This is a genomic window from Kitasatospora sp. NPDC048545 (assembly GCF_040651155.1).
Classification (GTDB): Bacteria; Actinomycetota; Actinomycetes; order Streptomycetales; family Streptomycetaceae; genus Kitasatospora.
In genome coordinates this window covers 98,590-111,251 of the sequence record NZ_JBEZIQ010000005.1, presented here as the reverse complement: position 1 = coordinate 111,251, position 12,662 = coordinate 98,590, and the positions used below count along the sequence as shown (strand labels likewise).

Genomic DNA, 12,662 nt, shown 5'->3' with positions numbered 1-12,662 from the left:
GGGGGCGTGATCCCGGGGAACGGCAGGTCGCGGGCGGTCGGATCAGATGCCGCCGACCACCTTGCGGGGGGTGAGCCGCACCACCACGCGGACGTCGTCCGGGCCGTCCCAGGTGTACTTGTCCACGCCGCGGTACTTGGCGGCCAGCTCGTCGATCAGCTCCCGGCCGCCCTCGGTGGTCATGGTGACCTCCCCGCGCGCCTCCAGGTACTCGTACGGGCTGTCCGCCGGGTTGACCAGGATCGAGACGCGCGGGTCCCGCACCAGGTTGAGGTGCTTGCGGCGGCCCTGGACGGTGGAGAACAGGATGTCGTCACCGTCCCGCCTGACCCAGACCACCGAGGACTGGGGGCTGCCGTCGGGCTGGATCGTGGAGACCACGGCGAAGCTCTTGCCGTCGATCAACGCCTTGGCACGGTCGGAGAGTTGGGTGGTCATCTGGCGAACCTCATCTCGTCGGCGGCGGTCACGGCCCGGAGGGATGCCCCGCGCGGGCCCGAAGCCGAACAGTATCGACCCGGGCCCCCGCGCGAACCGGTGAACACCCGTCAGGCGCGGTTTCTTCCCGGCCCGCTCACCTCACCGGCCCCACCGGCCTCAACGCCGCTCGTACACCAGGGCGGTGGCGATCGCGGCCAGCCCCTCGGCGCGGCCGGTCAGGCCCAGCCCGTCAGTGGTGGTGCCGGAGACGGAGACCGGGGCGCCGGCCGCCTCCGAGAGCGCGGCCTGCGCCTCGGCCCGGCGCTTGCCGATCTTCGGCCGGACACCGATCACCTGGACGGCGACGTTGCCGATCTCGAAGCCGGCCTCGCGGACCAGCCGGGCCGCCTCGGCGAGCAGCTTCGCCCCGGAGGCGCCGGCCCACTCCGGGCGGTCGGTGCCGAAGTGGGCGCCGAGGTCGCCGATCCCGGCGGCCGAGAACAGCGCGTCGCAGGCGGCGTGCGCGGCGACGTCGGCGTCCGAGTGCCCGGAGAGCCCGGCCCCGGCGTCCGGCCACTCCAGCCCAGCCACCCAGAGCGGGCGGCCGTCCTCGAAGGCGTGCACGTCGGTGCCGATCCCGGTGCGGGGGATCACGGGGGCCTGCGGGTCAGTAGGCATCGGCGGCCCTCCGGCGGGCGAGTACGGCCTCGGCGAGCACGAGGTCCAGCGGACGGGTGACCTTGAACGCCTCCTCGTGGCCGGGCACCACGACGACCCCGCCGCCGTAGCGCTCGACCAGGCCGGCGTCGTCGGTGACCGGCGGCGCGCCGGCGGTGCCCGCGCTCTCCTCGGCCAGCGCCTCGGCGTGCACCCGGACCAGGGTGGCGCGGTCGAAGCCCTGCGGGGTCTGCACCGCGCGCAGGGCGGACCGCTCGGGCGTGTCGAGCACAGGCTCGGGGTGGCCCGGGTTCGGCTCGACCCGCTTCACGGTGTCGGCCAGTGGCACGGCGGGCACCACGGCCCGCGCCCCGGCCCGGACGGCGGCCGCGACGGCGTCCACCACCTCGACCGGCACGAGCGGTCGGGCCGCGTCGTGCACCAGGACGATCTCCACGTCCTCCGGGATCGCGGCCAGGCCCAGCCGGACCGACTCCTGGCGGGTCGCGCCGCCGGCCACCACCCGGACGTCCTTGCCGTCCAGCCCGTGGCTGTCCAGCAGGGCGACCACCTCGGCCACCCCGTCGGCGGGTGCGGCGACCACGACCAGGCCGACGGCCCGGCTGCGGGCCAGCGCCCGGACGGCGTGCACCAGGAGCGGGACCCCGCCCAGCTCCCGCAGGGCCTTCGGGGCCCCGGGGCCCAGCCGCTCACCACGTCCGGCGGCGGGCACCACTGCTGCTGCGACTGCTGCTGACGCGTTCAGGTTTCACTCCTTCGGCGAAGTGGGTATGGCCATGGCGTGCCCGGCGGGCGCACCGGACCCCTTCCGAAGAGCCACGGTCCGCTGCCCGCCGCACGGTTCCGCAGCGTTCGCACTCCGCAGGATCCGCGAGAGGGCGGGCGCGCAGAAACGGTCCCGCCGGCCTGGGCCGGCCCGGGTGGGAGGCGTTGTCCGGACACGCCTCAGCGCCCGGAGTGCCACTGCACCACTCCCGGACGGTTCGTCCAAGGAGCGGCGCGCCGACACCGGGCGCTGTGAGCGTTGGGCGGCAGCCCGACCGCATGCGGCGACGCGTGCGCTACGAGGCGAGGACCTCGTCGAGCAGCGTTTCCGCCTTGTCCTCGTTGGTGTTCTCCGCCAGCGCGAGTTCGCTGACGAGGATCTGGCGCGCCTTCGCGAGCATCCGCTTCTCGCCGGCCGAGAGGCCGCGCTCGCGCTCGCGACGCCAGAGGTCGCGCACAACCTCGGCGACCTTGATAACGTCGCCCGAGGCGAGCTTCTCCAGGTTCGCCTTGTAGCGACGGGACCAGTTGGTCGGCTCTTCCGTGTACGGTGCGCGCAGCACCTCGAAGACCCGGTCCAGACCCTCCTGGCCGACCACATCGCGCACGCCGACGAACTCCGCGTTCTCGGCGGGCACGCGGAGCGTCAGGTCTCCCTGCTGCACCTTGAGCACCAGGTAGGTCTTGTCCACACCCTTGATCTGGCGAGTTTCGATGGCCTCGATCAGTGCGGCCCCGTGATGGGGGTAGACCACCGTGTCGCCAACCTTGAACGTCATGTGACAGGACCCCTTCCGTGGCTTTCCAGAATAACACGCTTCTCGGCGCACCCGAAGGGCGTTTTCGCAGGTCAGGGCGGGTCTCGGGGCTTGACAAGCACCCCCATCACGTGCTGCGACCGGCGTTCGAGAGGGGCTTCCCGCAGGTCGGAGGCGGTTCCGGGGTTCGTCGAAACCCTTGCGCAACACCCCCGCAACCATGATTGGATCTTGAGCTTTCGCCCCTTTTCCGGTCGCGACCCAATCGTTATTCGATCTTGGTCGAAGCTTGTCCGCGATGTGACCAGGACATGCCGGACGTACCGCCGGACGGCCCCCGCGGACCCCCAGGAGTGCGACACGGGGACCACCCCGTGAGGAGCGCATAAACGAGGTCGATAATCTGAGACCTGACCTATCGACACGTGACTTAGGAGAAGCCGCCGCCGTGAGCCGCAGCCTTCGACGCGGCGGCATCGCCGCCATCGCCGCCATCGCCATCGCATCGCTGTCCTCCTGCGCAGCCGGCAACACGCCGGACACCCTGCAGATCAAGCCGGACAACGCGGCGGCAACCCTCGGGACGAACCTCCGACTGAACAACATCGTGATCGTCACCGGGGAGGGCACCTCGGGCGACTACACCGGCCCCGCCAACGTGGTCGTGAACATCGCGAACACCGGCGAGGTCCCGGCCGAGCTGCAGTCCGTCACCGTCGACACCGCCTCCGCGGCCTTCGCGGACGCCGCCGGTGCCCCGCTGACCGGCATCGTCATCCCGGCCGGTGGCGCCGTGGCGATCGGCGGTCAGGGCAACCCGTCCGCCCTCGTCGCGACCGCGGCCGTCCACGTCGGCGGGTTCGCCGAGACGACCTTCACCTTCAAGGACGGCCAGAAGGTCACCGCCCAGGCCGGCGTGAGCCCGGACGGCAAGGGCCTGTACAAGGGCTACGGCCCGACCCCCTCGGCGAGCGCCGTGCCCGCCAAGACCACCGCCCCCGCCTCGGCCTCCCCGACCGCCGGTGCCACCACCCCGGGCGCCACGACCACCCCGGGCACCACCGCGACGCCGGGCACCACGGCCACCGCTCCGGCCGTCCCAGCCGGCGCCACCACCCCGGCGGTCCCGGCCACCCACTGACGCCCCCGCCCTCGGCGGGCCCGCCCGGGCCTGCCGGGAACGCGCGAAGGCCCCCTCCGGCTGCTGCCGGCGGGGGCCTTCCGCGTGGGACGGGGTGTCCGCGGTCTACGGCTCGAACTTGTAGCCCAGGCCGCGGACGGTGACGAGGTAGCGCGGCGCGCCCGGGTCCGGCTCGATCTTGGCCCGCAGGCGCTTCACGTGGACGTCCAGGGTCTTGGTGTCACCGACGTAGTCCGCGCCCCAGACCCGGTCGATCAGCTGCATGCGGGTGAGCACCCGGCCCGCGTTGCGCAGGAGCATCTCCAGCAGGTCGAACTCCTTGAGCGGCAGGTCGACCTTGGCACCGTCCACGGTCACCACGTGCCGGTCCACGTCCATCCGGACCGGTCCCGCCTCCAGGGCGCCCGGGCCGTTGCCGTTCTCGCCCGCGCCGCCGTCCTCGCCGCGGCGGCGCAGCACCGCGCGGATCCGGGCGACCAGCTCCCGGGTGGAGTACGGCTTGGTGACGTAGTCGTCAGCGCCTATCTCCAGCCCGACGACCTTGTCGATCTCGCTGTCCTTCGCGGTCACCATGATCACCGGGACGTTGGACCGCACCCGGAGCTGGCGGCAGACCTCGGTGCCGGGCAGGCCCGGCAGCATCAGGTCGAGCAGGACGAGGTCGGCACCGTTGCGTTCGAACTGCTCCAGCGCGTCGGGGCCGGTGGCGGCGACGGCCACCTCGAAGCCCTCCTTGCGGAGCATGTACGAGAGGGCGTCGCTGAACGACTCCTCGTCCTCGACCACCAGTACTCGGGTCACGATCAGGCCTCCGGGGCAAGCTGGGGGGTTGTGTCTGACAGGTGTTGTTCCCGCTCCCCGGCAGGGAGCGAACGGTCGGTACGGTCCGGGTGGTCCGTGCGGTCCGTGGTGAGGGTTCGGGGTGCCGTGGCGGGCCCGGCGGCGTCCGGACCGCGGTCCGGATCGTCGTCGGTCCCGTCGGGCCCGTCGTCGACGGGCGCCTGTCCGGCGGCCAGGCGGATGGTGAAGGTCGAGCCCTGGCCCTCGACGCTCCACACCGAGACCGTGCCGCCGTGCGAGGCGGCGACGTGCTTGACGATGGAGAGGCCGAGGCCGGTGCCGCCGGTGGCCCGGGAGCGGGCCGGGTCGACGCGGTAGAAGCGTTCGAAGACCCGCTCGCGGTCCTTCTCGGAGATGCCGATGCCCTGGTCGGTGACCGAGATCTCGATGAGCTCGCCGTCCGCCTCCCCGAGCGCCGCGGCGCTGGAGATCCGGCGGGTGGCGATCGCCACCCGGGTGCGGGGCGGGCTGTAGTTGACGGCGTTCTCGACCAGGTTGCCGAGCGCGGCGGCGAGCTGGCCGCGGTTGCCGTGCAGGTAGAGGCCGGCGATGCCGCCCGCCGCGATGAGGATCTGTTTGGCGGCGGCCTGCTGGCGGCAGCGGTCGATCGCCTCGGCGATCAGCTCGTCCACCGCGACCGGCTCCGGGTCGACCATCAACCGGTCGTCCTGGACCCGGGAGAGGTCGATGATCTCCTGGACCAGGCTGGCCAGCCTGGTCGCCTCGACCTGCATCCGGCCGGCGAAGCGCTGCACCGCCTCCGGGTCGTCGGACGCGTCGGCGACCGCCTCGGAGAGCAGCGACAGGGCACCGACCGGGGTCTTGAGCTCGTGGCTGACGTTGGCCACGAAGTCCCGGCGGACGGCCTCCACCCGGCGCCGCTCGGTCTGGTCCTCGACCAGCACCAGCACCAGCCGGGAGCCCAGCGGGGCGACCCGGACGGAGACCGCGAGCGGCTCGGCCGCGCGGGCCGCGCCCGGTCGGGGCACCTCCAGCTCGACCTGGCGGATCTCGCCGTCCCGGCGGGTGGCGCGGGCCAGCGCGAGCATCTGGTCCACGGCGACCGCACCGCCGCGCACCAGGCCCATCGCGTACGCCGCCGAGCTCGCCTTGACCACCTCGTCGCCCTCGCCCAGCACGATCGCGCAGGAGCGCAGCACGGAGAGCACGGTGTCGACCCCCGGCGGCAGGGGCGGCTCGGGGTTGCCGGTGCCCAGTGCCTGGTACCGGCCGTGGTTCCTGCCGCTGGTGCCGCTGTGCTTGCCCCTGGCCTGCTCGCGCTCGCTCCAACGGAAGGCGATGGAGGCGGTGAGGCCGACACCGAGCCCGGCTATGGCGCAGGCAGCGGCGGCGGCCACGTTCACGTCCATGTGGCCAGCGTAAGCGCACGGCCAGGTCACTCCCCAAGGGCTGGATCAAGGCATCGACCGCGCGTTGCCGAGAATTCACCTTCGTGTGGCTGCTGATTCACCGTACCGGCCGTGCACCGTCGCCCTGACGGCGGAAAGTTGGCCAGGCAGCCCGTGTGGGAGAGATCGGCGCGCCGAACAGGACGCACCGGCTCGGGTGTGCGCGTACGATGCGCGCCACCAGCAGCGGTCACCCGAACGCCGGAACGACGGTCGGACGGGCTGACCGGTCGGCACCGCCACCGACACAGCTACTGAGGAGAGAACATGCGCGACGCGTACCACGAGGAACTCGATGCGATCGGCGACAGCCTGATCGAGATGGCCCGGCTGGTCGGCTCCGCCCTCGGCCGCGCCACCACCGCCCTCCTCGACGCGGACCTGGCGCTGGCGGAGAGCGTGATCGCCGCCGACGAGAAGATCAACGAGCTGCACCACGAGCTGGAGGACCGGGCGATCGACCTGCTGGCCCGGCAGCAGCCGGTCGCCACCGACCTGCGCATCGTCGTCACCTCACTGCGGATGAGCGCCGACCTGGAGCGCTGCGGCGACCTCGCCCGGCACGTCGCCAAGGTCGCGCGGATGCGCTACCCCGACACTGCCGTGCCGCGCGACCTGCACGCCACCGTCCTGGAGATGGGCCAGCTCGCCCAGCGCCTGGTGGCCAAGGCCGGCCTGGTGATCGCCACCAAGGACGTCGACAAGGCCCTGGAGATGGAGCAGGACGACGACGCCATCGACACCCTGCACCGCGAGCTGCTGTCGCACCTGATCGACGAGCGCTGGCACCACGGCATCGAGACCGCCGTCGACATCACCCTGGTCGGCCGCTACTACGAGCGCTTCGCGGACCACGCGGTGTCGGTCGCCAAGCGCGTGGTGTACCTGGTGACGGGCGAGCACGTGGCCGAGTTCGTGGCCGCCACCGAGGCCGCCGAGGCCGTGGAGGCCGGTGCGGCGGAGTGAGCTCCGTCCCGACGGCCGCTCATCCCCAGGGGTGAGTAAACCTGCGGCAAGGGTGGTGTGGGCGCACGCGTTTCCGTACGCCCCACCACTGCGCGCCCGTTGACGCTCCCTCCGTTCGGCGGTTTCACTCGAAGCATCGGGCGCCGGAGTGTGCCCGCTTCACGGAGGGAACAGCTCGATGAAGGCCAACCCGACCCGCCCGGCACCCGCCCGCGACACCGTCGAGCCGCCCGCCCCGAAGTTTCTGCCCCTCCTCGCCGCCGGCTGCGGCTGCGGCCCGGGCTGCGGCTGCGGCTGCCAGTCCGGCGCACCCTGCCAGTGCGGCGGCGCGGACGGCGGCTGCTGCGGCGGCCACTGAGGACGCCCGCGGTGCACGGCATTCCGGCGGCCGTGCACCCCGTTCGCGTCCGGCTCCGGGTTCGCGTCCGGGTTCGCGTCCGGCCCGCCCGCGGGGCCGGAGCCCGGTGTCAGAACCGCACGTCGGTGCAGGAGTAGAAGGCGTTCCCGGTGTCGGCGATCGTCCAGACCGCGACGACCACCTGGTGGCCGGTGCGCCCGACCGGGACGGTCGCGGTGTGGCTCAGCGTGCTCGGCACCTGCTTCCCGCCGTACGGGACGGTCAGGAAGGGCGTCAGGTCCAGGTTCGCCCGGGTGATCGGCCGGCCGGCGTCGTAGCCCGGCTTGGTCATGTAGTAGCGGAAGTCCGTGGTCGCGTGCCGGGCGGTGAACGTCCAGGTGAAGGTGAGCTGCTGACCCGCCGCCACCGCAGTGGTCGGCCAGGCCCCCGCGTGCGGGTCGTCCAGCTCCGCGAAGCGCGCGTTGCCGCCGGCGCAGATGGTGCCGTCGGAGGGGCCCAGGGCCGGGAAGCCCTTGGGGCCCTCGACGCTCTGCGGCTCCCACTGGATGTCGCCGCAGTCCCAGGGGACACCGCTCGTGTGCACGTCGCAGAGAGCGGCCCTGCTGGGCGGGGTCGAGATCCAGCCGTGGGACGAGGCCGGGAAGGCGAGCGTGAGCGGTACCGCCAGCGCGGCGACCACCGCCCCGACGATGTGACGTGTGCGCATGGTGCTCCTCCGTGGGGGTGGATGGAGAGTGCACCGGGGCGCGGACGCGCACGTGGGGGTGCGGGCCCGGACGGGGAGATCCATGGCATGCCCGCGCCGGCCCGGTGCCCTCACGGTAGGAGCCGCCACCACCGCCCGTCAATGGTCTGAACCACTTTCAGAACCGCCCAACTCGCCATCCCGGCAAGCCGGTTGAACGGAGGAGGCCCCGCCCCCGGCGAACCGGGTGACGGGGCCTCCACACGCTCCGGGCCGACTGCTCGCCCGCTCGCGCCTACTTCTTGCCCTGGTTCTTGACCGCCTCGATGGCCGCGGCGGCGGCGTCCGGGTCGAGGTAGCGGCCGCCCGCGGCGACGGGCTTGAAGTCGGCGTCCAGCTCGTACACCAGCGGGATGCCGGTCGGGATGTTCAGGCCGGCGATGGCCTCGTCGGAGACGCCGTCGAGGTGCTTGACCAGCGCGCGCAGGCTGTTGCCGTGGGCGGTGACCAGGACGGTCTTGCCGGAGGCGAGGTCCGGGACGATGGCGTCGTACCAGTACGGGAGCATCCGCTCGACGACGTCCTTCAGGCACTCGGTGCGCGGACGCAGCTCGCTCGGGATGTCGGCGTAGCGGGCGTCACCGGCCTGCGAGTACTCGGCGTCGTCGGCCAGCACCGGCGGCGGGGTGTCGTAGGAACGGCGCCACAGCTGGAACTGGTCCTCACCGAACTCGGCCAGGGTCTGGGCCTTGTCCTTGCCCTGCAGCGCACCGTAGTGGCGCTCGTTCAGGCGCCAGCTGCGGCTGACCGGGATCCAGTGGCGGTCGGCCTTGTCCAGGGCGATCTGCGAGGTGCGAATGGCGCGGCGCAGCAGCGAGGTGTGCACCACGTCGGGGAACAGGCCCTCGGCGGCCAGGAGCTCGCCACCGCGGGCGGCCTCCTTCTCACCCTTCTCGTTGAGGTCGACGTCGACCCAACCGGTGAACAGGTTCTTCTGGTTCCACTGGCTCTCGCCGTGGCGGAGCAGGATGAGTCGGTACGTCGTGTCAGCCATGGGCCCCAGCTTAGTGGAGGGCCCGAAAACCCCTGGTGGGGACCTTATCCCGCTGTGTAACGTGTCCGGCGCGCACCTGCCACTTACATATGTCGGCTGACCGGGCCTGCCCGCGCCGCTCAGCGGATACCTGCCCTCGGGAGCCCCCACATGCTCGTCACCGCCCGGTTCCGAAGAATGGTGCAGGAGACGGCGGGCGGACTGCCGCGCCAGTTCTGGTGGCTCTGGGTCTCGACCCTGGTCAACCGGCTCGGCGCCTTCGTGGTCACCTTCCTGGCGCTCTACCTCACCAGCAGCCGGGGGTACTCGGCGTCCTACGCGGGCCTGGTCGCCGCCCTGTTCGGCCTCGGCTCGGCGGCCTCCTCGATCGTGGCCGGGGTGCTGACGGACCGGGTCGGGCGCCGTCCGACCCTGCTCGCCGCCCAGCTCGGCACCGCGCTGTTCACCGCCGTACTCGGCTTCACCGACGGGCAGGCCGCGATCGCGGTGGTGGCCTTCCTGGTCGGCTTCTGCAACAACGCCACCCGCCCGGCCATCTCGGCGATCATCGCGGACATCGTCCCGGCCGCCGACCGGGTCCGTGCCTACTCGCTGAACTTCTGGGCGATCAACCTGGGCTTCGGCCTCTCCTCGGCGGTGGCCGGCCTGATCGCCACCCACGGCTACCTCGCGCTCTTCCTGCTGGACGCGCTCTCCACCGTGCTCTGCGCGGTGGTGGTCTTCGTCCGGATCCCGGAGACCAGGCCCGACGCCCCGGCGGCGAAGGCCGACGAGCCGGCGGTCGGCCTCGGCACGGTGTTCCGCGACCGCCGCTTCATGGCCGTGGTCGGGCTCACCCTGCTGCTCGCCCTGGTGCTCCAGCAGGGCTCCACCACCCTCGCGGTGGACATGGGCCGCTGGGGGATCACGTCCACCGAGTACGGCCTGGTCATCGGCCTGAACGGGCTGCTGATCGTGCTGCTGCAGATCCCGCTGACCCGCTGGGTCGAGAACCGCAGGCGGTCCGCCATGCTGGCCGCGGCCTCGCTGTTCATCGGCTGGGGGTTCGGGATGACGGCACTGGCCGGGTCGTCCGCGTGGATCTACGCCCTCACCGTGGCGGTCTGGACGGTCGGGGAGATCCTCTACACGCCGACCCTCATGGGCCTGATCGCCGAGCTGTCCCCGGCCCACGCGCGCGGGCGCTACCAGGGCATCTACTCGCTCTCCTGGTCGCTCGCCTCGTTCCTCGGCCCGGCCGCGGGCGGCGTGCTGCTGGAGCGGGCGGGCAGCGGGGTGCTGTGGGGCGCGTGCGGGGTCTGCGGCACGGTCGCCGCGGCCGGCTACGTGCTGCTGGGGAAGCGGACCGGCGCGGCGACGGGCCCCGGGCCGGTCGCCGTCGTCGAGGCCGTCGCGGTGCCGGCGCAGGGAGCGGCGCCCGCCGCGGAGGTCGGGCAGGCCCCGGCCCGCGCCTGATCCCGAGCCGCCGGCCGTCAGCCGGCGGCGCCCTGCCCGTCGGCGTCCCGGTCGGCCAGGTGGGCGAAGGCGGCCAGGTTGCGGGTGGACTCCCCGCGCTTGGTCCGCCACTCCCACTCGCGCCGGATCGCCGAGGCGAAGCCCAGCTCCAGCAGGGTGTTGAACGGCTCGTCCGCGTTCTCCAGCACCGTCCCTAGCACCCGGTCCACGACCAGCGGGGTGAGTGCCTCCAGCGGAAGCCGGCCGACCAGGTAGACGTCGCCGAGGGCGTCGATCGCGTAGGCCACGCCGTACAGCTTGGTGTTGCGCTCCAGCAGCCAGCGGTAGACGGCCTCGTGGTTCTCGTCCGGGCGGCGGATCACGAAGGCGTTCACCGACAGGGTGTGGTCGCCGACCCGCAGGGCGCAGGTGGTGCTCAGCTTCCGGGTGCCCGGGAGGGTCGCCACCAGGGTGTGCGGGTCGGTGGCGGCCGGCTCCCAGGCCACCCCGGTGTCGTCCAGGGCGGTGCGCAGGAGGGTCAGGGCCTCGTCCTTGGTGCGGATTGCCATGGAGGTGACGTTACTCGCCGGTACCCGTCGGGCGCAGCACGGCCCGCCCGGCACGGGGCCTCCGTCGTCCGGGGCCCGGGGTTCGGTCCAGGGCTCCGGCCCCGGCCTCCGTCGTCGCGGGCCCCGGCCTCAGGTGAGCCGGCGGCGGGCGGTGGCCAGCCGGCCGGCCGGGCGGGCCAGGCTGCCGGCGTACACCTCGGCGGTGGTCGCCGCGGCGGTGTCCCAGCCGAAGGCGGCCGCGTGCCGGGCCGCCGCCGCACCGCGCCGGGCCACCAGCGCCGGGTCGGTGACGTACGGCTCCAGCGCGTGCGACCACTCCAGCGGGTCGTGGCCGCGCACCAGGCTGCCGGTCTCGCCGTCCCGGACCGCGACCGGCAGGCCGCCGACCGCGGCCGCCACCACCGGGGTGCCGCAGGCCTGCGCCTCCAGCGCGACCAGGCCGAAGGACTCGCTGTACGAGGGCATCACCAGGGCCGTCGCCGCGCGGTACCACTCGGCGAGCCGCTCCTGGCCGACCGGCGGGTGGAAGCGGACCACGTCGGAGATCCCGAGCTGGGCGGCGAGCTTGTGCAGGCTCTCCGGCCGGGCCAGCCCGGTGCCGGACGGGCCGCCGACGACCGGCACCACCAGGCGCTCGCGCAGCTCCGGACGGCGGGCCAGCAGCGCGGCGACCGCCCGCAGCAGCACGTCGGGGGCCTTCAACGGCTGGATCCGGCCGGCGAAGAGCAGCACGGCGGCGTCCTGCGGCAGGCCCAGCCGGGCCCGGGCGGCGGCGGACGCCCCGGCACCGTCGGGGCGGAAGACGTCGAGGTTGACCCCGGGGTGGACGACGGCCAGCTGGTCCGGCCGGGCGGCGTAGTGCAGCGCCAGCTCGGCGGCCTCCTCGGTGGTGTTGGCGATCAGCCGGTCGGCCGCCTCCACCACCTGGGTCTCGCCGATCACCCGGGCCGCGGGCTCGGGCGTGTCGCCTTCGGCCAGCGCGGCGTTCTTGACCTTCGCCATGGTGTGCATGGTGTGCACCAGCGGCACCCCCCAGCGCTGTGCGGCCAGCCAGCCGACCTGCCCGGAGAGCCAGTAGTGCGAGTGCACCAGGTCGTAGTGGCCGGGGCGGTGGCCCGCCTCGGTGCGCAGCACCCCGTGGGTGAAGGCGCACAGCTGGGCCGGCAGGTCCTCCTTGACCAGGCCCTCGTACGGCCCGGCGGTGACGTGGCGGACCAGCACGCCCGGGGCCAGTTCGACGGTCGGGGCGTCGTCCGAGCAGATCGCCCGGGTGAACACCTCGACCTCGATGTTGAGGTCGGCCAGGCGTTTGGCCAGCTCGACGATGTAGACGTTCATCCCGCCGGCGTCCCCGGTGCCGGGCTGGTGCAGCGGCGAGGTGTGGACGCTCAGCATCGCTATCCGGCGCGGGCGGCGGCGCCCGGGGACGAGCGACTGGAGCCGGCCGCGCGCGGGCACGGCGGGCTGGGCACGGCGTACCGAACGGACGGGGTGCTGGATCACCTGGCTGAAGCCTCCTCTGTGCGGCCCGTCTAGGCGGTCCGCGTCGGGCCGCCCGTTGTCCGGTGTGCGCTGCCCCGTCCGG

The 12,662-nt window shown here is 73.3% G+C and carries 14 protein-coding genes; 4 read left to right on the top strand and 10 right to left on the bottom strand.

Annotation, left to right across the window (positions count from 1 at the left end):
• Positions 1-42: 42 nt before the first annotated feature.
• From AB0D10_RS07275 to AB0D10_RS07260, 4 genes are all read right to left on the bottom strand, one after another.
• Positions 43-438 (bottom strand): PPOX class F420-dependent oxidoreductase, encoded by a 396-nt coding sequence (locus AB0D10_RS07275; RefSeq protein ID WP_360252719.1) that lies wholly within the window; start codon positions 436-438, stop codon positions 43-45.
• 159 nt (positions 439-597) lie between these two features.
• Positions 598-1,098, bottom strand: a complete 501-nt coding sequence (ispF, locus tag AB0D10_RS07270; RefSeq protein ID WP_360252717.1) for a 2-C-methyl-D-erythritol 2,4-cyclodiphosphate synthase — start codon at positions 1,096-1,098, stop codon at positions 598-600.
• The gene (gene ispD, locus AB0D10_RS07265; RefSeq protein WP_360252715.1) at positions 1,088-1,813 is read right to left on the bottom strand and encodes a 2-C-methyl-D-erythritol 4-phosphate cytidylyltransferase; all 726 of its coding nucleotides are present in this window, start codon (positions 1,811-1,813) and stop codon (positions 1,088-1,090) included. The genes ispF and ispD overlap by 11 nt, the downstream gene beginning before the upstream one ends.
• Positions 1,814-2,159: 346 nt before the next feature.
• Positions 2,160-2,642: a CarD family transcriptional regulator gene (locus AB0D10_RS07260; protein WP_014136563.1), complete on the bottom strand. Its 483-nt coding sequence runs from the start codon at positions 2,640-2,642 to the stop codon at positions 2,160-2,162.
• A gap of 427 nt (positions 2,643-3,069) precedes the next feature.
• On the opposite strand from AB0D10_RS07260, the gene AB0D10_RS07255 reads away from it, so the two are divergent.
• On the top strand, positions 3,070-3,762 hold the full coding sequence (locus AB0D10_RS07255; protein ID WP_360252713.1) for a DUF461 domain-containing protein: 693 nt from the start codon (positions 3,070-3,072) through the stop codon (positions 3,760-3,762).
• Positions 3,763-3,867: 105 nt separating this feature from the next.
• On the opposite strand, the gene AB0D10_RS07250 is transcribed toward AB0D10_RS07255, so the two are convergent.
• Positions 3,868-4,563: a response regulator transcription factor gene (locus tag AB0D10_RS07250; protein ID WP_189915892.1), complete on the bottom strand. Its 696-nt coding sequence runs from the start codon at positions 4,561-4,563 to the stop codon at positions 3,868-3,870.
• 2 nt (positions 4,564-4,565) lie between these two features.
• Positions 4,566-5,972, bottom strand: coding sequence for an ATP-binding protein (locus tag AB0D10_RS07245; protein ID WP_360252710.1), 1,407 nt, complete (start codon positions 5,970-5,972; stop codon positions 4,566-4,568).
• 306 nt (positions 5,973-6,278) lie between these two features.
• Here AB0D10_RS07245 and phoU point away from each other — a divergent pair, with 306 nt between their 5' ends.
• The gene (phoU, locus tag AB0D10_RS07240) at positions 6,279-6,977 is read left to right on the top strand and encodes a phosphate signaling complex protein PhoU (protein WP_360252708.1); all 699 of its coding nucleotides are present in this window, start codon (positions 6,279-6,281) and stop codon (positions 6,975-6,977) included.
• Between the two features lie 178 nt (positions 6,978-7,155).
• The gene (locus AB0D10_RS07235) at positions 7,156-7,335 is read left to right on the top strand and encodes a hypothetical protein (RefSeq protein ID WP_360252706.1); all 180 of its coding nucleotides are present in this window, start codon (positions 7,156-7,158) and stop codon (positions 7,333-7,335) included.
• 109 nt (positions 7,336-7,444) lie between these two features.
• Here the strand turns inward: AB0D10_RS07235 and AB0D10_RS07230 are convergent, their stop codons facing one another.
• On the bottom strand, positions 7,445-8,041 hold the full coding sequence (locus tag AB0D10_RS07230; RefSeq protein ID WP_360252704.1) for a lytic polysaccharide monooxygenase: 597 nt from the start codon (positions 8,039-8,041) through the stop codon (positions 7,445-7,447).
• 274 nt (positions 8,042-8,315) lie between these two features.
• On the bottom strand, positions 8,316-9,074 hold the full coding sequence (locus AB0D10_RS07225; RefSeq protein WP_360252702.1) for a phosphoglyceromutase: 759 nt from the start codon (positions 9,072-9,074) through the stop codon (positions 8,316-8,318).
• A 150-nt stretch (positions 9,075-9,224) separates the two neighbouring features.
• Here AB0D10_RS07225 and AB0D10_RS07220 point away from each other — a divergent pair, with 150 nt between their 5' ends.
• Complete coding sequence (locus AB0D10_RS07220; RefSeq protein WP_360252699.1) at positions 9,225-10,529, top strand: MFS transporter; 1,305 nt, start codon at positions 9,225-9,227, stop codon at positions 10,527-10,529.
• A gap of 17 nt (positions 10,530-10,546) precedes the next feature.
• On the opposite strand, the gene AB0D10_RS07215 is transcribed toward AB0D10_RS07220, so the two are convergent.
• Entirely contained in the window at positions 10,547-11,077 is a 531-nt protein-coding gene (locus tag AB0D10_RS07215) for a YbjN domain-containing protein (protein ID WP_360252696.1), read from the bottom strand.
• 129 nt (positions 11,078-11,206) lie between these two features.
• A complete protein-coding gene (gene mshA, locus AB0D10_RS07210) occupies positions 11,207-12,535 on the bottom strand; it encodes a D-inositol-3-phosphate glycosyltransferase (protein ID WP_360253110.1) in 1,329 nt (442 codons plus the stop codon).
• Positions 12,536-12,662: the final 127 nt, after the last annotated feature.